The organism is Micromonospora peucetia (genome assembly GCF_900091625.1).
Classification (GTDB): domain Bacteria; phylum Actinomycetota; class Actinomycetes; order Mycobacteriales; family Micromonosporaceae; genus Micromonospora; species Micromonospora peucetia.
In genome coordinates this window covers 4550936-4569334 of record NZ_FMIC01000002.1, presented here as the reverse complement: position 1 = coordinate 4569334, position 18399 = coordinate 4550936, and the positions used below count along the sequence as shown (strand labels likewise).

Annotated in this window: 15 protein-coding genes; 3 read left to right on the top strand and 12 right to left on the bottom strand. The window is 69.9% G+C overall.

Features of this window, described 5'->3' with window-relative positions:
* Window positions 1-59 precede the first annotated feature (59 nt).
* Complete coding sequence (locus GA0070608_RS21130) at window positions 60-260, top strand: response regulator transcription factor (RefSeq protein ID WP_091630279.1); 201 nt, start codon at window positions 60-62, stop codon at window positions 258-260.
* 1 nt (window position 261) lies between these two features.
* Here GA0070608_RS21130 and GA0070608_RS21125 read toward each other — a convergent pair whose 3' ends face one another.
* On the bottom strand, window positions 262-858 hold the full coding sequence (locus GA0070608_RS21125) for a response regulator transcription factor (protein ID WP_091630278.1): 597 nt from the start codon (window positions 856-858) through the stop codon (window positions 262-264).
* Between the two features lie 157 nt (window positions 859-1015).
* A complete protein-coding gene (locus tag GA0070608_RS21120; protein WP_245716128.1) occupies window positions 1016-2839 on the bottom strand; it encodes a serine/threonine protein kinase in 1824 nt (607 codons plus the stop codon).
* A gap of 321 nt (window positions 2840-3160) precedes the next feature.
* On the opposite strand from GA0070608_RS21120, the gene GA0070608_RS21115 reads away from it, so the two are divergent.
* Window positions 3161-3874 carry a hypothetical protein gene (locus GA0070608_RS21115; RefSeq protein WP_091630276.1) on the top strand — a complete coding sequence of 238 codons (714 nt, stop codon included), beginning with the start codon at window positions 3161-3163 and terminating at the stop codon, window positions 3872-3874.
* 66 nt (window positions 3875-3940) lie between these two features.
* Here GA0070608_RS21115 and GA0070608_RS21110 read toward each other — a convergent pair whose 3' ends face one another.
* The 3 genes from GA0070608_RS21110 to GA0070608_RS21100 form a co-directional block, all read right to left on the bottom strand.
* Entirely contained in the window at window positions 3941-5980 is a 2040-nt protein-coding gene (locus GA0070608_RS21110) for a hypothetical protein (RefSeq protein WP_425413240.1), read from the bottom strand.
* A 270-nt stretch (window positions 5981-6250) separates the two neighbouring features.
* Window positions 6251-7087 carry an SGNH/GDSL hydrolase family protein gene (locus tag GA0070608_RS21105; RefSeq protein ID WP_091630275.1) on the bottom strand — a complete coding sequence of 279 codons (837 nt, stop codon included), beginning with the start codon at window positions 7085-7087 and terminating at the stop codon, window positions 6251-6253.
* Window positions 7088-7770: 683 nt separating this feature from the next.
* Entirely contained in the window at window positions 7771-8193 is a 423-nt protein-coding gene (locus GA0070608_RS21100; RefSeq protein ID WP_091630274.1) for an SgcJ/EcaC family oxidoreductase, read from the bottom strand.
* 271 nt (window positions 8194-8464) lie between these two features.
* Here GA0070608_RS21100 and GA0070608_RS21095 point away from each other — a divergent pair, with 271 nt between their 5' ends.
* On the top strand, window positions 8465-9841 hold the full coding sequence (locus GA0070608_RS21095) for an FAD-dependent monooxygenase family protein (protein ID WP_141719519.1): 1377 nt from the start codon (window positions 8465-8467) through the stop codon (window positions 9839-9841).
* Window positions 9842-9996: 155 nt separating this feature from the next.
* Here the strand turns inward: GA0070608_RS21095 and GA0070608_RS21090 are convergent, their stop codons facing one another.
* The 7 genes from GA0070608_RS21090 to GA0070608_RS21065 form a co-directional block, all read right to left on the bottom strand.
* Window positions 9997-11457, bottom strand: coding sequence for an amino acid adenylation domain-containing protein (locus GA0070608_RS21090; protein WP_091630273.1), 1461 nt, complete (start codon window positions 11455-11457; stop codon window positions 9997-9999).
* Window positions 11458-11599: 142 nt separating this feature from the next.
* A complete protein-coding gene (locus GA0070608_RS21085; protein WP_091630272.1) occupies window positions 11600-13102 on the bottom strand; it encodes a 4-hydroxyphenylacetate 3-hydroxylase family protein in 1503 nt (500 codons plus the stop codon).
* Window positions 13103-13600: 498 nt separating this feature from the next.
* Window positions 13601-15757 carry a molybdopterin oxidoreductase family protein gene (locus GA0070608_RS21080; protein WP_091630271.1) on the bottom strand — a complete coding sequence of 719 codons (2157 nt, stop codon included), beginning with the start codon at window positions 15755-15757 and terminating at the stop codon, window positions 13601-13603.
* Window positions 15758-15771: 14 nt separating this feature from the next.
* Window positions 15772-15951 carry a hypothetical protein gene (locus tag GA0070608_RS32195; RefSeq protein ID WP_141719518.1) on the bottom strand — a complete coding sequence of 60 codons (180 nt, stop codon included), beginning with the start codon at window positions 15949-15951 and terminating at the stop codon, window positions 15772-15774.
* 75 nt (window positions 15952-16026) lie between these two features.
* Window positions 16027-16908 carry a phytanoyl-CoA dioxygenase family protein gene (locus tag GA0070608_RS21075; RefSeq protein WP_091630270.1) on the bottom strand — a complete coding sequence of 294 codons (882 nt, stop codon included), beginning with the start codon at window positions 16906-16908 and terminating at the stop codon, window positions 16027-16029.
* A gap of 5 nt (window positions 16909-16913) precedes the next feature.
* The gene (locus GA0070608_RS21070) at window positions 16914-17168 is read right to left on the bottom strand and encodes a phosphopantetheine-binding protein (RefSeq protein WP_091630269.1); all 255 of its coding nucleotides are present in this window, start codon (window positions 17166-17168) and stop codon (window positions 16914-16916) included.
* 21 nt (window positions 17169-17189) lie between these two features.
* Window positions 17190-18371 (bottom strand): acyl-CoA dehydrogenase family protein, encoded by a 1182-nt coding sequence (locus GA0070608_RS21065; RefSeq protein ID WP_091630268.1) that lies wholly within the window; start codon window positions 18369-18371, stop codon window positions 17190-17192.
* Window positions 18372-18399 lie beyond the last annotated feature (28 nt).

Here is an 18399-nt window from a genome sequence, read left to right as displayed (position 1 = left end):
AATCCGTTCCTAGCCTGGGCTGGTAGGTCACACCACGCCCACCCGGCCAGGAGGCGATCATGTCGAAGCCCGTACTCACCGCCCGGCAACTGCGGGTGCTCGAACTCGTCGCCGAGGGGTACGACAACGCGGGGATCGCGCGGGAGCTGCACTGCTCACCACACAGCGTGAAGAACATGATCTACGACCTGATGGCCCGGTTGCAGGTCTCCAACCGGGTCCACGCGACCGCGTACGCCATCCGGCACGGGCTGATCTGACTCAGATCAGCCCTTCGCGCAGGGCGCACGCCACGGCGTGCGCCCGGTTGCGCACCTGCCACCGGTGGGTGATCGTGTGCACGATTCCGGTCACGGTACGGACCGAGTAGGCCAGCGAGCGGGCGATCTCCTCGGTCTCGTGCCCGTCGGCGAGCATGAGCAGCACCGCCCGTTCCCGCTTGGTGAGCTGCCGTGCCGCCGGCCGTTCCGGTGCCCGGTCGCCGGCCCGGGTCAACAGATCCCCCAACAGGTCCGACGACACGGTGAAGCTGCCGTCAGCCGTCGCCCGGATCGCCGGGCGCAGCCGGTCCGGGCGCACCTCGCAGCGGCGCAGCAGCCCGCCGGCACCCCCCTCCACGGCCTCGGCCACGTCCGACTCCCGCAACGTGTCGGCCACCAGCAGCACCCGCCGGCCGGCGCGGGACAGCGAGCGCAACAGGACCAGCACCGCGTCGCTGACCTCGTCGGTCACCATCAGCACCACGTCCGGCCGGTCGACCACCACGGTCAGTTCCGGACACACCCGCACCATGTCGTCGACACCGACCCGTACCGCGGGGTCGACGGCGATGACCTGCACACGAATCTGCTCGCCCATACACACCACTCCAGGAAACTCGTCGCCGACGGACGGCAAGGAGAATGTCACCGCAGCCCGGCGACCGGTACGGGGAACGGCCCCCATATTCCGCACGGCCGGCGGCACGATGGTGGGCCCCTGGCCTACCGCTCGCCGATGCCGACGTGCGCCACCATCACGACACTATTCGCCAACGCTGGTTCTGGCTGCTGTCGCACAGGCCATAGGTGACTTGCCGACCGGGGCCGTGGGAGGTCAGACACCCGCCCGAGTTCCCGTTGTGCAGCTGAAGTTTCACCGAGTCGTAGACCCACCCGAAAACATTTCCGCTGCTGGCCGGCGACAGCACGCCGAGCCCGTCATGGCCGATGGTGAGCTGTTTGGACGGCGAGGCCTTCACGACCATGACCTTGCCGGCCGACTCGAGTTTCCAGCTCTGACCGGGAAGTTTCCGCCAGGCGGTGGTCACCACTTTCGAGCCGTCGTTCGTGCCGTTGGTGCTGAGCACGGTGCCGTCGGAACTCACGATCACCATGTTGTCGGGGTTGAACGGTCCCGAGGGCAACACCGGGGTGCCCGGATCAGCCTTGGTCGGCACCGGGGTGCCGGGGCCGGTCCTGGTCGGCGCCGGACCGGACGGAGGGCTGGGAGCCGCGTCTGGGCCGCCATCGGATGCGCCGGTCGTGGTAGCGCCGGGAACCTTGGAAGGGCGGGAGGCCCCGGCGGCAGTCGGGGAGGACGTGGCCCCGACGGCAGCATCGGTCGGAGAGCTGCCGGCCGGAAAGCTGCCGGGCGAAGGCTCACGGGATGTCGCGTCGCCATTGGCGAGATAGGTCCCGGCCAGTATCGCCATGAGCACGCCGATCACCCCGGCGACAGCCGGTCGACGCCATTTCCGGCGCCGGGTGTCGGCCGGCGACATGGCATGGGTCGTCAGATCCGGTAGCTTTGTCAGCTTCCCGGCGACGGGCTCGGCAACGGTGTCTCGTCTGTCAGGGACGGTCGTAGGTCGATCTGGGCCGATCGAGTCGGTGGCGGTCAGCATGGCGGTCGAAGCCAGTGTGACGCCGGACGATCCAGCAGGGATGGTCGAGGCGTTCTCGGCCTGGGTGAGGGTCTCCTCAAGGCCTTCGGGCAGCCAGCCCTGCCCGGCGGCTGCCGCGCTGCGGTCGGTGTAGGCGGCGATGACGTCCTGCGGCGTCGGGCGCAGCTGCGGCTCCTTCGCCAGGCACCGGCTGACCAGCTCCCGCAGCCCCGGATCTGTGATGCCGTCGAGAGTCGGTTCGCCCTGCGTGACGCGGTAGACGAGCTCCGCGTCGCTGCTGGCGCGGAAGGGAGCCTTCCCGGTGGCGGTGAAGGCGACGACCGAGCCGAGGGCGAAGACGTCCGTGGCGGGGGTGGATCGCTCCCCACGCAGTTGTTCCGGTGCCATGTAGGACGGGGTGCCCATCCGTACGCCGGTCTGGGTGAGGTCGCGTTCGCCGTCGGCCCGGGAGATGCCGAAGTCGATGACGCGGGGTCCGTCGGCGGCGAGCAGCACGTTGCCGGGCTTCAGGTCGCGGTGGACGATGCCGGCGGCATGGATGGCCTTGAGGGCCTCGGCCACCCCGGCGGCGAGTCGCCACACGCCGTGCAGCGGCAGTGTTCCGTGGCGCGCGACGGCGACGGCGAGATTGGGGCCCGGCACGAAGGCGGTCGCCAGCCACGGGCGGACGGCCTCGGCGTCGTGGCTCACCACGGGGGCGGTGAAGACGCCGCCAACCCGACTGGCAATCGCGGCCTCGCGCGCGAAGCGGGCGCGGAAGGAGGGATCGGTCGAGTAGGGATCCTTGACGACCTTTACCGCCACAGCCCGGCCGGCCTGGGTTACGCCAAGGTAGACCCGCCCCATGCCGCCTTCGCCTATCCGCCCGAGCAGCCGGATGTCGCCCACCACATCGGGATCACCGGGGTCGAGAGGGAGGAACTCCAGCCCCAGATCGGGCAGGGTCGGGATCATGTCGTTCACTCGGCGCCCCCTCGTCGTCGCAGCGATGCTACAGACGTTGAAAGGCCGACGTTTGTCTGATGTCATGGCAGTTTCCGGTCACGCCCGGTCTGGGCGAGGAAGCCGGCGAGTAGGTCGGCTGGCGTCGGACGGCGCATAGGCGTTGCCCGATCGCGACAGCCAGGTGGTCGCCGCCTTTCAGCGTGATGTCACGTCCGGCTGGCGTGCACCGCCATCAAGGTCAGAGGTCGCTCAGCCACCCCATCCGTACGAGGAAGGTCTGACGCACTAGCATTGCCGCGGTCCGGGACGGCTCTGCTGAAACGAGGCGAAATGCGTTGGCTCCGGCGGTTACTGGGCGGCGGGCGGGTCCAGCTCGATGCGGAACGGCAGCAGGCGCTGCTACGGGACGTCCAGCACCGGTATGGCGCCCACGCGCAGATCCGGTTTTCCGAGCAGGTCGAGGCGGTCACCGCGATGCTGAACGGCGACGACGGCTTGGTGGCGGCGGCCCGGATCGTGAGCCAGGTCGCCGACGAGGCCCACGCGGACCTACAGGCCCAGGCCCACGAGATACACCGCCGGACCGGCCGCCGGCTCCTGGTGAACCGCCGGAACTACCGGCCGCTGTGGGCGGAGGCCGGCCAGGCCCTGCGGTGGCCACTGTTCACGCTGCCGTGCGGCTTCCACCCGTACGCGCAGGTGGCCGCCGCTGTCACGGTGGTCGGCAGCCAGGCGCCCCGGCTCGACCGGGTGGCCGACCCGAACCCGCTCGTGACCCGAGTGTTCGAGGTGCTCGATCTCACCACCGCCGGCTGGGAGTACGGCCGGGTGCGGATAGACACCGACGCCGCAGCCCTGGTGGATCGACTGATCTCAAGCGCCGGGCAGGTCCTCGCAGCCATGGAGGACCCGCCCCGGCTGCCGCCTTCGGTCCGTGAGCTGATGCGCCGCAACAACACCTTCGACGTGCACGATCCGACCGGCCCTCGGGCGGTAGGTGCGATCAATCTGGGCGCGAGGATGCGGGAGCGTCTCCTGGTCTGAGGACAGCGCAGCGGGACCAGGGTCGACGGACAAGACGCTCGTCTCGCGGCGCGACCGGCTACCGCGTCATGGGCAGGACTTCCGCCCGCAGACATCGATGACTTTGCCGGTGAGTAGGAACACCGCCTTCTGTTTCTGGGCTCCGGCCTGGGCGCGCGGGAACTCGTGCGAGTCGTCGCCGTACTCCGGCCCGACCGGGGCGAGGTTGGTCGGCGGTGGCGCGTACGCCGCACCGCTGTTCCAGATCACGATCGCCGAGCCGGTGTACGGGTACCTGCGAATCGGCGCGATGCCCCAGTACGGCCGCACGTCCGGTGACCAGCCGTCGGCGAGCGCGGGGGTGTGCAGGCGGGCGCCGATGGTGCGCGCCTGGACCTCCGCCGCGGCGGGAGAGACCTGCTGGTCGCCGAAGGCCACGTGCATCAGCACCTGGTGCGCCGGGGTGCCCGGCAACGGCCGGTCGGTCATGTGCTGGGCGTACCCGTTGGCCTCGGACCGGTCCCACAACATCTGCAGCAGCGCGAGAATCAGCTGCTGGTCGACCTTGTCCGGGTAGTAGCCGTCCATGATCGTCTGGAACGGGGTGAAGGACACGCTGCGTTGCAGCAGCGTGGAGTAGTTCATCGCCGGCACGCCGAGCACCGACCGGGTCCAGTCCTGGGCGATGGCGGTGAGCGCGCCGCCGTTGATGCCGCCCTGGCTGTTGCCGTCGTAGTGCAGCCCGCCGGCCACGTTGATCAGCGGCCGGGCGGTGGCGTCCCGGAACGCCGGGTGGGCGGCGAACCCGCCTGGGTGGATCATCGCCCGGCCCAGGAAGAGGAAGTTCAGGAAGCTCTGCTGAACCCGGTCGGCCACCGCGGGGAAGCCGCTGAGATCGGTGAAGGCGCCGGCCACGTAGGGGACGTCGGCGGCGGCCATGCCGATCCAGCTGGTCGCACAGAAGGTGAAGTCGTACGTGTTCGACATCGTCTTGACGTTGCCGGCGTTGATCTCGGTCGGCCTGCCGAGCAGGCCGTGGCCGTAGAGCGAGAGGTGTGCCGGTTTCGCGGCGGAGGCACTGCGCGGGATGTTGCAGATGAAGTCCGCCGCCACCGTCGCGCCGGACGGCGTGGGCAGGGAGTTCGGTGTCGGTGGCGTCCCGCCGCCGCCGGCCGGCCCGTAGTGCAGCCGGGAGCCGGGCCCACCGTCGCCGGTCAGATAGGACGGTACGCCGATGGTGCCGGTCACCTGCCGGGCGATCAGCGGATCCTGCGCCGGTGGATAGTCGGTCACCTTGGTGACGGTGAACGACGGTGCGGCCCGGCGGAGGGCGGCGAACGCGCCGTCCCGGATCGCCAGCATCCGCCCGGTCAGACCGTGCCGGCTGGCCACGGTGAAGTCCCAGGCCAGGTAGAGGCTGTGCCGCTTGACGCCGGCCCTGGTCAGGTCGGCGAGGATCCGCTTCATCTGCGGGACGCGACGGTCCCGGTGGCCGAGGCCGGCACCGGTCACGTACGCCGTGAACCCCTTCGGCGCCGGGATCAGCGCCTCGTTGCCGTCGCGCATGCCGCGCAGGCCGACGACGTACCGGGTGCCCTCGGTCAGCGCCACCGCCGGCCGGATGATCAGCAGTTGCCGATCCGGCTGACCGGCCGCGTGCGCGTCCAACTCGGCCCAGTACGGCGTGCGCTTGCCGGTCCGGGCGTCGAGCAGCACGATCGGCGCATCCGGTGCCAGCGAGCGGCCGATGTCGGTGACCGGCGCGATCCCGGTCGCCGCGGCGTCGAGGCCGGGCACGCGCACCAGGATCGGCGAGCCGGGACTGAACCCGTCCTGCCGGTTCCATTCCGTCGGGTCGATCGGGGTTCCCTGCGCGTTGGCGGGCATCGCCGAGGCCGTGATCCGCACCCGCTTGCCGGTCGGGCTGGTCCGATCCGGCACGGTGAAGTAGTCGTTCGGGAACGGCAGCAGGCAGGCAGTCGGGTCGATCGGGTCACAGCCCTGGTGCCCGGCCGGTGCGGGAGTCGCGGGCGGTGCCGCGGCGGCGGCCGCGCCGAGCAGGACGGCACCTGCGGTCACCAGCACGGACACGGCAAGGCGGAGCCGTCTGGGTGTGGTCACGCGCATCTCCTTGGACACTGGGCTGTGCATCGACACAGGGGTCGACGGTGGTGGGTGGAGCGTGGTGTTCTTCTTACGCTCGCGAATGGATCTCGGCAAGGGGCGCCCCGCGCCGCCGACGACCACCCGCCCGGTGACCCACGCCGGCTGGCTGGGTGGCCGCCCTGTTCCGGGCGGCCACCCAGCCTCGCGACCTGGCGTCGGCTTCCTGCCGGGACTTCCGCAGCCGTTGCGGACTGGGTGGGCCGGACGCATACCGAGTTGTCTGCGCGCGGGCTACGCCTTGGCGCTGGCCTTCTTGGCGGTGGCGGCCTGGCCGACCGCCTTGGTGAACACCGGAAGGTAGCCGTTGGACTGCCCGGTCGCCATGGGGTGGTACGAGTTCGACAGGTTCAGGATGTCCACCGAGTGGATCCACTTGTTGCCGCTGCAGATCTGGTGCCCTACGAAGATGCTGCGCACGTCGGCGAAGGTGAACCCGGCGCGGGCCGCGGCGGCGGCGATCAGGCTGTCGGCCAGGTTGATGCCCTCGTTGACCTTCGCGCGGGCCGCCTCACCGATCCCGACGCAGACCGTGCCGAGTTGGTAGAAGACCGGGTAGCTCAGCACCACGACCTTGGCGTTAGGGGCCTTGTTGCGGATCGCGGCGTAGGCCCGGTCGAGCAGGCCGGGGAGGTTGGCCCGGGCCTGCGCCTGGGCGGCGTCCACCGCGGCGATGCAGGCACTGGAGCCCTTGAGGGCACAGGTGGACATGATGTTGCCGAACCCGGCGTCGTTGCCGCCGATGGTGATGCTGACCAGGGTGGTCTGCGAGCTGAGCGCGGCGACCTGCGTGTTGATCACGTCAGTCGTCTTCGCGCCCCCGCAGGCCACCGACTTGTAGGAGGCCGGCGCGTTGGCCGCCGCCCAGAGGGCGGAGAACGCCTTGGTGCTGCGCTTGCAGTTGCCGCTCTCCGAGGTGTAGCTGCCGGCGCCGACACCCGAGGCGTACGAGTCGCCGAGCGCCACGTAGTGGTGGCCGGCGGCGGCCTGAGCCGGGTTGGCCAGCCCAAGTGCCACAAGCATCGCGGAGAGAACACCTGCGAGCAGGGTCAGCATCCGGGTTCTAGTCATCTACCCCTCCATCGTCCAAAGACCGTGGAAGATTAATAGCAGTACATCGATGCCCGGAGGTACCCCTATTTGGCCCATCGCATCGGCGTGCATTCACAACCCCAACCGCCGCCGCGCCGCCGGCGTCCGCCATGCCGCAGCGCTACGGCGCGACTACGCCCACTTCCTCGGCGGCCGGCCAGGACGCGGTGTCCGTGTTCCTCGCCGAGGTCGCCGATGTTGGTCCCGCAGGTTTCGAGGTTCTACAGGCCGAGAAGGCCGAGCATGGTGATCAGCGAAGGTGTACGGGCGCCATCGGCTCTCGCGCGTTACCGCTACGCCCTCGTGGCGCTCCCCCGCATGCGCTTCGGCGCTCGCCACCGCAGTGCTGCTCGTCGGTGCCTGCGCCTGGTTCACCAACGGGCATCCAGGTGGCCAAGGACCTCAACGGGTCGCTGTGGGACCGGTCGGCCCTGAATCGTTTGCGACATCAGCTCGACAGCGTCCGGCGGGTGGACCCTCCATCGGCCGGCACCATGGCAGATATGGGAACTCATCGCGAATGAGATCTCGGTCGGGCACGCTGGTCGCGCCAGAACCAGTGAATTACCCGATCAACGTTCAAAGACGAGGCACCAGAGCGCAGGCGAATACGCCGCCGGTGGAGGACCACCGGCGGCGAGTCCGGTTTACCGACAGGGAATTCAGGAACGGTCGCGCGGACAGTTCTGGTAGACCGCGAGCACCCAGTTGTCGTTCTCCTTGACCAGGATCCACGACGCCCGGATCGCGTTTTCCGGCGCCAACTCCTCGGCGCCTGCGGCGATCACGCCGCCCTCGGTCAGCAGCGCCACGGCGCCCGGGCCGAGCGGCCGGATCGTGATCGGCGTCCCGGTGACCGTCGTCCCGCGGTACGGGCCGGCGTACGCGTTCGCCATGAACTGCCTGATGGCGTCGCGTCCCTGAACGAAGACGCCGGGCAGGATCAGCGTCCCGTCCTCGGCGAACAACCCGGCGAAGGCGTTGGCGTCGTGCTCGCGCCACGCGTTGACCATGCGCACCGAAACCGCGGCGACGGCGGCCTGCTCGGAGCGGTCCACTTCGGCGGAGGCGGTAGTCGAAGTCATCGGCTCTCTCTTTTCTCGACGGTTACGGCGAACGTGCCTCCATCGTGCCCAGAGTCCTGCCCGCACAACGTCTCCAAGCGTGCGCAGCGTCGTGTCGCAAGCCCGGAGATGACCCCGAACGGCGGCGCGAAAGACCATGGGAAAACGTGGGGGAACTTCTGGCTGAGCATGAGGGCATGCCGGGAGATGTGAGCCGGGCCGCCTGACTGCCACGCTCATTCCAACAACGGCAGCCGCAGCCGAGTAGCACAGAGAGAGGGTGGACCCACCGATGGGGAAAAAGCCACGCCGGGCGCTGGTGCTCGGCGGCAGTTACGCCGGCCTGTTCGCCGCGCGAGTACTGACCGAGCAGTACGACGAGGTCCTGATCGTAGATCGGGACAAGCTGGTCGGTGAGCACGGACCGCGCCGCGGCCGCCCACAGGGCAAGCACATCAACGCCATGCACGTCCGCGGCCTGCAGGTGACTGAGGAGCTGTTCCCCGGCTTCATCGACGGGCTCATCGCCGACGGCTGCCCGACCGGCGACTATGCCGGCTCGTGCCGCTGGTACTTCAACGGCCGGCCGCTGGTCCGCGAGGACATCGGCTACATCGCGGTGCCGGCCACGGCGCCGCTGATGGAACGCCACCTCCGGGAGCGCGTCGAGCAGCTGCCCCGCGTGCGGTTCGTCGAGCGCCACGACATCGCCGGGCTGGAAGCCTCGCCGGACCGCTCTCGGATCACCGGCGCCCGGCTGCGCGACCTGGACAACGACCGGGACGTGCTGATCGAGGCCGACGTGGTCGTCGACGCCACCGGGCGCGGCTCGCGGACCCCGGCAATGCTGGAGCGGTTCGGCTACGAGCGGGTTCCCGAGGATCGCATCAAGATCGACCTTGGGTACGTGACGCAGCACTACGAGCTGGACGACGACCCGTGGCACGGCGACCTGGCCATCATCCCGGTGGCGTTCCCCGCCTCACCACGCGGCGCGATCTTCACCCAGACCGACCACGGCAAGGTGGAGCTCACCACGTACGGGCTGCTCGGCGACCACCCGCCGACCGACCAGGAGGGCTTCTACGACTTCATCCGATCGCTGGCCATCCCGGACATCGCCGACGCCCTGAAATCGGCCCGCCCGATCGACGAGCCCGTTCCCTTCCACTACCCGGTCACGCTGCGCCGGCGGTACGAGCGGATGACCCGGTTGCCGGCCGGCCTGCTGGTCACCGGCGACGCGGTCACCAGCTTCAACCCGGTGTACGCCCAGGGCATGACGGTGGCCGCGGTGGCCGCTCTGACGCTCCGCCGGCACCTGAGCCCGCACGGCGAGCCCGACCCGGCAGCGTACTTCCGGGACCTGGCTCGCGACTGCATCGACGCACCGTGGGAGATGACCACGACGGTCGACCTGATCTTCCCGGACGTGCCCGGCCACCGTTCCCTCAAGATGCGCATGGTGCAGCGCTATCTGCGGCTCGTGCAGGTGGCGGCGACCCGGGACCCGAAGGTCACCACGGCGTACCTGCGGGCCGCGGGCATGGTCGACACCCCGCAGGCGCTGATGCGTCCCGCGACGCTGTGGCGTGTGCTGCGTGGCGCTTTCGCCCGGACATCCTCCGCCGGCCGGCCGCGTCAGCCGGCCCTCACCCGGTCGAGCTGAGCCTCGCCGGTCTCGACCGGGTCCATCGTGCATCCCCCCGCACGGCGGGCCCGGTCGCTTTTTCGGTTGTTCACTGTGGTGACGCGAAAACGTGCCCCCGCCGTCGGCGGGGGCACGTTGTTCGATCCTCCTCCTCGATGCCGCCGGGCAACCTCTCAGACACCCCTCAGCCGCCGACCGTCGACCTTGCCGGTCGCGGTGCGCGGCAGCGCGTACGGCACGATCCGGAACCGCAGTGGCAGCAGCACGTCGCCGAACCGCTGCCGCACGTGCGCCCGCCACTGCTTCTGCGGCGGGTCGTCCTCGTGCGACACCACGTAGGCCACCAGCGACGTGACGATGCCGTCGTCGGTGGGAACGGCCAGCACGGCGCACTCGGCCACCGACGGGTGCGCGCCGAGCACGGCCTCGATCTCGGCGAGCTCGATCCGGTGGCCCTGGATCTTCACCTGCTGGTCGCGGCGGCCGCGGAACTCCAGCAGCCCGTCCGGCCGCCGCCGGCCCAGATCCCCGGTGCGGTACCACGGACCGGGACCACGCCCGGCGACCGGACGGAACGCGGGATGGTCGCGCCCGCTACCCAGATAGCCCGGAGTGACGTACCGGCTCAGCACCACCATCTCCCCCTCGTCCGCCTCAGTGTCCGCGTCGTCGAGCAACAGCACCTCGCGCCCGGGGATGGCCCGGCCGATCGGGACCACCCGGGGCCCGCCCCGCGGGATGTGGTGCCAGGTCGCCGCCACCGTCTCGGTGGGGCCGTAGAGGTTGTACAGCTCGATCTCCGGGGACGTGCTGTGCAGTGCTGCCACGAGATCGGGCGGGACCGCCTCGCCCATCAACACCAGCCGTCGCAGCGGCAACGGTCGCGGGCCGCTCGCCCGGGCCAGCTCACGCGCGAAGCTCGGCACGGTCTGGAACACGTCGACGCGTTCGGCGCCGAGCCAGTCGAGCATCCGGCTGGGGTGAACGCGGGCCTTCTCCGGTACGGGACACAGCGTCGCCCCGGACACCAGGGCGGCAAACGTCTCGCAGATCGCCGGATCATGCTCGGGGTGCACCCACTGCGCCACCCGTACGCCCGGGGCGAGCCCGAAGGCCGAGGCGAACCAGAGGCTGAACTGGGCCAGCGCCGCGTGGGTCTGCGGCACGCCCTTGGGCCGTCCGGTGGACCCGGACGTGTGCGCGAGGTAGGCCCAGTCGTCCGGCCGTACGTCCGGATCCGGCGTGGACGCCTCGGGCAGGTCCGTCACGTCCACGGGTGTGATGCCGGTGTGCGCGGCGTACCAGGTGACGAGGTCGTCCGGGGCGCCGGCGGTGAGCACGGTGGCCGGGCGCACGTCGTCCAGGATCATCCGGCCGCGCTCGCCGGCCGCCCCGGTGCCGAACCAGACCACGTGGGCGCCGGCACTCAGCACGCCGAGCAGCGCCGCGTAGCGGTCCGGGCCGGGTGGCACCCGTACGGCGACCGGGCGACGGGCCAGACCGACGAGCGCGCCGGCGATCCGAGCCGCACGTACGCGCAGGTCCCGCAGAGTGAATTCCTCGGATTCCCACCGGAGAGCGACTCCCTCGGGGGCGCGCTGCCGGATGAGACGGTGTACCACCTCCGCAGTCATGGCGTGAGTCTCCGTCCGATCTGGATTCGGGTCTGCTCCGCGCGTGCCCGTTGGCGCAAGAGAGCACGATGCGAGGTTCTTCGACGCGCCGTTCGTCCACGACGGGGCCGGCGTGCCGATGCCTTCGGGTGACGGCGGGGCTTCAGCGTTCCGGGGCCCACAGGTCGGGGGCCGTCCAGCCGTCCAGGTCGTACTCGGCAAGGCACTGCTCGGCGAACGCCTTGTAGCCGTCGAGCAGCCCGGACGCGGTCTGCGCGTGCAGCAGCTCGACGCGGGTGTTCTCGTGGTTGCCGGCATAGTTGCGTTCGTACAGCTCGTGCCGGCCGCCGAACTCGGTGCCGGTCGCGTCCCAGAGCAGCTTCATCACCTTGACCCGCTGCTCGGCGTCGGAGCCGTCCGACCCGCGCAGATACCGATCGAGGTACGGCCGGATCTCCGGGTTGTGGAAGTCCTCGGCACTGGAGTTCACGTAGATGAGCCCGCTGGCCACGTCCTGCTGGATGATCTCCTTGACCCGCGGGTAGCCGATCTGCATGAACCAGCGGTACGCCATGCCGTACTGCGGGTTGGGCAGCAGCGCGCCGTTCTTCCACTGCACGGGGTTGCGGGCGGCGGCGTCGGAGAGCCCCCAGAACAGATTGCGCCACGCGAGCACCTCGCCGAGCCGGCTCTGCACCCCGCGGAAGTCCTTGGTCCCGGTCAGCTCCAGGGCCTTGGCCAGCAGGCCGGCGAGGAACTCCAGCTTGACCGCGAGCCGGGTGCAGCCGTGGAAGGTGAACCGCTCGGCGAAACCGGACTGGCTGGCGAACATCTGCACCTTGCCGAGGTTGCCGTAGACGAACACGTTCTCCCACGGCACCAGCACCTTGTCCAGCACCAGGATGGTGTCGTTCTCGTCGAGCCGGGACGACAGCGGGTAGTCGAACGGCGTGCCGACGGCGGCCGCGGTCGCGCTGTACGACGGGCGGCAGATCAGCTTCACGCCGGCGGCGCCCATCGGCACGGTGGCGATCAGCGCGAACTCCTTCTTGCGGATCGGCAGGCCGAAGTGCGCGATGAAGTTGTAGTGGCTCAGCGCCGATCCGGTGGCGACCACCTTGGCGCCGCTGACGATCAGCCCCGCGTCCGTCTCCCGTTCGACCCGGATGTAGACGTCGGCCACCTCGTCCGGCGCCCGGTTGCGGTCCACCGGCGGGTGCACGATCGCGTGGTTCCAGAAGAGGACCTTCTCCTGCGACTCGCGGTACCAACGCTCGGCGTTGTCGCTGTACGGCGCGTAGAAGTCGGCGTTGGCCCCGAGCGTACCGAGGAACGACGCCTTGTAATCGGGGCTGCGGCCCATCCAGCCGTAGCTCATCCGCGCCCAGGCCGCGATCGCCCGCTGATCGGCGACCATGTCCTCGACCGTGTGCGGGGTGCGATAGAACGGATGCGTGAAGCCGCCCGAGCCGGTGTCGGTGGGCGCGGTCAGCACCTCGCGGTTGGCCGGATCGTGCAGCGCGTCGTAGAGCCGGGCGGTCATCCGCACCGGGTTGCGGAAAGCCGGGTGGGTGGTGACGTCCTTGACCCGCTCACCGTTGAGAAACACCGCACGGTCGTCGCGCAGGCTCTCGACGTACTCCTCGCCGGTCAGCGGGCGGGTCACCGCTTCGCTCCGCCGACGCGCGGCCCGGTATACCGGCGCGGGACCATCATGCTCCCGATCTCACGCTGCCGGGCGACGACCCCGGGCGTCAGGGCCCGGGCTCGTTCGGTCGGCTCGGCCGGGACGGAAAGGGGTGTGGGTGGCGTGGTACCCGGATCGACCACGGTCGAAATGTCGGTCATGCCGACAGCCTCACACCGGTGCGACCGGCACAGCATCTCCTCCGATGCTCAGCGACGCACGCCCCCGGCAACCGGCCGGTTCAGGGCACGATCTCCCTCTGGGCCAGAGAGGCAGCGAGGGACGCGCGCGCAGCCTCGGCGGCACCTTGCTGGTGCCGACGGCCGTGAAAGCCCACGTCGAACCGCAGAATCGGCCTCATGTCCGCGTCGCTGACCATCACCGAGGCGCGTTACGGAAGGTCACCGTGGCCGGGCGGCCGGCGCGGGCCCGGATCACCGGGCCGCCCCAGCCGCCGTTCCAGTTCTTCGAGCGTGCTCAATTGTGCGGTTCAACAGCCACCGGAACGCCATTGAACACCGCGTTTCCGGATGGCACGTCCACGACGCCGCCGGTCAATTCATTTACATTCACCCCGGCATCACCGGCAGCCACCTTCTGCCCGGTACGACGGTGGCCCCAGCCGTGCGGCAGGCTGACCACTCCCGGCATGATCGTATCGGTCGGTTCCAGCTCGACCACCAGGTCGCCGGAGGCGGAGCTGATCCGCGCCCGGTCGCCGAGCCCCAGCCGCTCCACGTCGGCCGGATGGATCTGCAGCGTGCACCGGTTCGTGCCGCCGATCAGCCGGGGCACGTTGTGCATCCAACTGTTGTTCGAGCGCAGGTGGCGGCGCCCGATCAGGACCATCGGAGCGGGCGGCCGACTCATCGCGGCACGCAGCCGGCCGGTGTCCTCGGCGAGCGGTTCCGGGGCCAGCTCGACCAGGCCGGACGGGGTCTTCAGAATCTCCGGCAGCCGCGGTTCGAGCGGGCCCAGGTCGAGGCCGTTCGGGTGTTCGCGCAGCTGGGCAAGGCTCAGCCCGTACGGGCCGAAACGCAGCATCGCGTCGAGCAGCCGATCCGGGCCGTCGTCGCCGTCGAGCTGGTCCGGCTCCAGGCCCGGGAACATCGACAGCATCTGCGACGGCAGCCCGGACGGATCCGCCTCGGGGCCCGCCCCCATCGCGATCAGCGTGAGCCGCTCCATGATCTCGGCCTCGCTGCGCTGCCCGGGCTCCAACGGCAGCACCGCCGGCGAGTAGCGCGAGTAGTTGCGTACCTGGATGGTGGAGATGAGGAAGTCGTAATGCGGCATCTGCAGGATGCGCGGCGGCGGCAGGATCACGTCGGCGTGACGAGTGGTCTCGTTCAGGTAAGGGTCGACCGCCACCATGAAATCGAGGCCTGCCAACGCTTCGTCGAGGCGGCCACCGTCCGGAGTGGACAGAACTGGGTTGCCGGCCACGATGACCAGTGCCTTGATCTGGCCGGGGCCGGGCTCGGCGATCTCGTCCACCATCGTCGCCGCCGGGAACTCGCCGAGTGTCTCGGGGAAGCCCTTCACCCGGCTGGTCCAGCGGCCACCGACGTACGGCTCGGGGCTCTTGTGCACCTCGGCGGTGGCCGGCTTGGCGTACATCACCCCGCCGGCCCGGTCGAAGTTGCCGGCCAGCACGTTGAGCACGTCGACCAGCCACTGCGCGAGCGTGCCGAACTCCGCGGTGCAGGTGCCGATCCGGGCGTAGACGGCCGCGGTCCGCGCCGAGGCCAGCTCACGGGCGAGCCGCCGGATCGTCGCCGGCTCGACACCGCAGAACGGCGCGACCGCCTCCGGGGTGAACGGCTCGGCCAGCTCCCGCAGCCGGTCCAGCCCGGCGACCGGCACGCGGATCGTGACCCGGTCCTCGGCCAGCAGCGTGTGCACCATCGCGAACAGCAGCGCCGGGTCACTGCCCGGCCGGACGAAGACGTGCTCGTCAGCCAGTTCGGCGGTCCGCGTGCGCCGCGGGTCGATCACCACGATCCGGCCGCCGCGCTCACGGATCCGCCGCATCCGTCCGACGAAGTCCGGCGCGGCGCAGAGCGAGCCGTTGGACACCGCCGGGTTGGCGCCGATGATGAGCAGGTGGTCGGTGCGGTCGAGGTCGGGCACCGCCACCGCCCAGGGGTCGCCGGTCATCAGCCCGGACGCCACGTGCTTGGGCATCTGGTCGATGGTGCTCGCCGAGAACACGTTGCGGGTGCCCAGCGCCATGGCCAGCGGTCCCCGGTAGAGGACGCCGGCCATGGTGTGGAACGTCGGGTTGCCGTAGAAGAACGCCAGCGCCTCCCGCCCGTGCGCGGCGATCACCCCCTCCAGGCCGCGCGCCACGATCGCGAACGCCTCGTCCCAGCCGGCCGGGCGCCAGGACTCGCCGTCGCGCACCATCGGACCCGTGAGCCGGTCCGGGTCCTCGTCGAGCCGGCCCAGGCTGGCGCCCTTCGGGCACATGTAGCCCCGGGAGAACGGGTCGTCCGGGTCGCCGGTCACCGAGGTGACGCGATCGCCGTCCAGGGTCAGGCGCAGTCCGCACACGGCCTCACAGAGCGGGCAGGTGCGATACGCGGTCCGCGTGCCGCTCAGGACGCGGTCGGCTTCCTGACTCACCGTCATGGGATCCCTCCTTGTCAGTGCAGGCTGACGCCGGCCGCGTCGAGTGCCTTGAGCCGACGCCGGCGCTGTCTTGAAGCTCCCGATTCGGTGTGATGGCAGGACACCTGGATGCGCATCGATGCCATCACCGGCGGGCCGGGTGCCGCAACTTCTCGCTTGCCCTGGCGGTATTCGGCGAGCACGTGAATACGCACGGCGGGAACGACGCAGCCGGTACGCCTGCTGTCGCAGAGCGCACCGGCTGCTTCCGGGACCGACCAGGTCGCGCACTACATCAACGGATTCGCACCTCGTGGCCGGACGGCGAGCTCCTCCAGTGTCTGTTCCAGCAGCAGGTGCGGGTCCTGCGTCTCGACCTGGCCGAGGCCGGGCGGGCAGCGGTCCCAGCCGAGCAGCCGCTGCACCTCCTCCGGCAGCGTCAGCACGGTCTCCCGGGGGACGGCGAGGTACTGGTTCTCCTCCTGCCGCAGGTTGCCCAGGTCGAACGCGACGGAGAGGCTGTGCCGCGGCGAGTCCGTGGTGTTGGCTCCGCCCCCGTGGTAGACGCCGCCCGGCCAGAGCAGCGCGGAACCGGCGGGCATGACGGCCGGGACCGTCTCGGCGTATGCCGGGGCCCGCTCGTCGTCCCAGTGGTGACTGCCGGGGATGACCAGGGTCGCGCCGTTGGCGCTGGTGAAGTCGGTCATGGCCAACATCAGCTGCAGCCGGCACGGTGGTCCCGGATGCCGCCACAGATGCATCGCGTCGTCGCGGTGCAACGGCTGCCGGCCCTGGCCGGGATCGATTCTGATCGCCTGGGTGAAGCTGACCTGGATGCTCGGAGTCACCTCCATCCGGACCTTGCCGATCCACATGTGCGTGGGCTGCTGCAGCAGGCGCCGGGCCGCACCGAGAAACTGCGGCTGGAGGACCACGCTGGTCATGTGGCGCGGCGACCGCTGGAACAGGCTGGACAGCCGCTTGGTCTTCTGCCCGTCGTAGCCGCTCTCGCTGTAGCCGGCCGCCTCGAGGCCGGGCCCGAGGTCCGCCCGGAGCCCGGCGAGCGTCTCGGCGTCGACGAAGTCCTCGACGATCACCGCTCCGTCGCGTTCCAGGATCTCGACGACGTCGTCGAGCGACGTGGCCGGGGCGACGTGGGTCAGTTCGGCCATCCCACTCACCCCTTCGTACGGGCCAGGATGTCCCGGGTGAGGGTCTCCAGATCCGGATCCTCGAACAGGTCGCCGATGTCGAGCGTGACGCCCAGTTGCTCCTCGACCGCCGCGGCGATCTGCACGGCGGCGATGGACTGTCCGTTGAGCTCGAAGAACGTGGCGCCGGGCCGGTCGGAGCCCGGACCCAGAACGTCGGTCCAGACGGCGGCGACCCGCTGGGCGACGTCCGCGGTGGCCGGCTGCTGCTGAGTGGTCATGACGCTGCTCCTCACAGGAGTTCAGAGGTATTGGGTGTTGGGGGCGAGCCCGCAGGCCATTCGCCCGTACAGTTCGAAGTTCGTGTCGGGGTGCATGATCGCGTGCAGATTCAGCGCCTTGATGTCCCGCTCGATCCGCTGGATCGGCACATCGAGCTGCAACGACGTGCCACCGCTCGCACCAGCCAACAGATCAGCGGCCTCCTTCGCCCGCAAACACACCGCGCCCAGGTGCAGACGCGCCCGGGCCCGTTCCTCCATCGTCCACGCCTCCCCCGAGGCCGCCCTGGCGTCGATCAGCTCAGCTACGCGGCGGATATGGAAACCAGCCTCATCCACCCGAACCGTCGCGCCAGCCACCTGCAGGTGCGTCAACGGTGCCGCGCTCTGCTCCTCATAATCGGTGTACGTGATCTTCCGGCCCGGCAACCTCGTCATGAACGCATCCCGGGCCGCCTCGGCCAACCCGAAAGCCACCGCACCCACCGTCGCACAGGCAATCGGCATGAACGGAGCACGCCACATCAACGCCGACGGATCCTGCTGCAACGGATGGACCCCACCGATCACCGGGCCCATCGGCAAAAGTCGATCCTCCGGCACGAACACATTTTCGGCGATCGTGGAAACACTGCCCGAACCACACATCCCGGTGGTGTGCCAGTCATCGACGATCTGCAGATCCTTCATCGGGATCAACACCATCACCGGCTCGAACTGCCCGTCAGGGGTGGGCCGGACCGCGGCGTTGACATTCCAGGCACTCTGCAAACAGCCCGTATTGAACGACCACTTACCGTTGAGCTGATAGCCGCCCTCGACCGGCACCGCCATCGCAGTTGGGCTCAGAATGCCGCTGATCCGCACATCCGGATCCGCGAACACCTCCTCACGCACCGAAGCCGGAAACAAACCAACCATCCAACTACTGATCAACCACACCGACGCAGTCCACGCCGCGGAACCATCACCACGCGCCAACTCCGCCAACACCTCGGTAACAGTCCGCATATCCGACTCGAAACCACCGAAACGACGCGGCACCCGCATCCGCAACAGACCCGAGCCGGCGAGGGCGTCGATCGTCCCGGCGGTGAGGCGCCGCTCCTGCTCAGACTGTTGTGCCTCGGCCCGCAGCAGCGGGCCGAGCTCAGCCGCGCGGCGCACCAGCTCGGTTCGCGGCAGCGTGGTGAATGTTTCCATTGACCCTCCTCGAGTCTCGACGCCATCG

Excerpts from the sequence above, each read along its gene's own strand:
- GA0070608_RS21095 (WP_141719519.1), top strand. The coding sequence starts at position 8,465 with ATGGGGAAAAAGCCACGCCGGGCGCTGGTGCTCGGCGGCAGTTACGCC.
- GA0070608_RS21105 (WP_091630275.1), bottom strand. The coding sequence starts at position 7,087 with ATGACTAGAACCCGGATGCTGACCCTGCTCGCAGGTGTTCTCTCCGCG.
- GA0070608_RS21125 (WP_091630278.1), bottom strand. The coding sequence starts at position 858 with ATGGGCGAGCAGATTCGTGTGCAGGTCATCGCCGTCGACCCCGCGGTA.
- GA0070608_RS21080 (WP_091630271.1), bottom strand. The coding sequence starts at position 15,757 with ATGACGGTGAGTCAGGAAGCCGACCGCGTCCTGAGCGGCACGCGGACC.
- GA0070608_RS21110 (WP_425413240.1), bottom strand. The coding sequence starts at position 5,980 with ATGCGCGTGACCACACCCAGACGGCTCCGCCTTGCCGTGTCCGTGCTG.
- GA0070608_RS21130 (WP_091630279.1), top strand. The coding sequence starts at position 60 with ATGTCGAAGCCCGTACTCACCGCCCGGCAACTGCGGGTGCTCGAACTC.
- GA0070608_RS21100 (WP_091630274.1), bottom strand. The coding sequence starts at position 8,193 with ATGACTTCGACTACCGCCTCCGCCGAAGTGGACCGCTCCGAGCAGGCC.
- GA0070608_RS21120 (WP_245716128.1), bottom strand. The coding sequence starts at position 2,839 with ATGATCCCGACCCTGCCCGATCTGGGGCTGGAGTTCCTCCCTCTCGAC.
- GA0070608_RS21090 (WP_091630273.1), bottom strand. The coding sequence starts at position 11,457 with ATGACTGCGGAGGTGGTACACCGTCTCATCCGGCAGCGCGCCCCCGAG.
- GA0070608_RS21070 (WP_091630269.1), bottom strand. The coding sequence starts at position 17,168 with ATGACCACTCAGCAGCAGCCGGCCACCGCGGACGTCGCCCAGCGGGTC.
- GA0070608_RS21115 (WP_091630276.1), top strand. The coding sequence starts at position 3,161 with ATGCGTTGGCTCCGGCGGTTACTGGGCGGCGGGCGGGTCCAGCTCGAT.
- GA0070608_RS21075 (WP_091630270.1), bottom strand. The coding sequence starts at position 16,908 with ATGGCCGAACTGACCCACGTCGCCCCGGCCACGTCGCTCGACGACGTC.
- GA0070608_RS21065 (WP_091630268.1), bottom strand. The coding sequence starts at position 18,371 with ATGGAAACATTCACCACGCTGCCGCGAACCGAGCTGGTGCGCCGCGCG.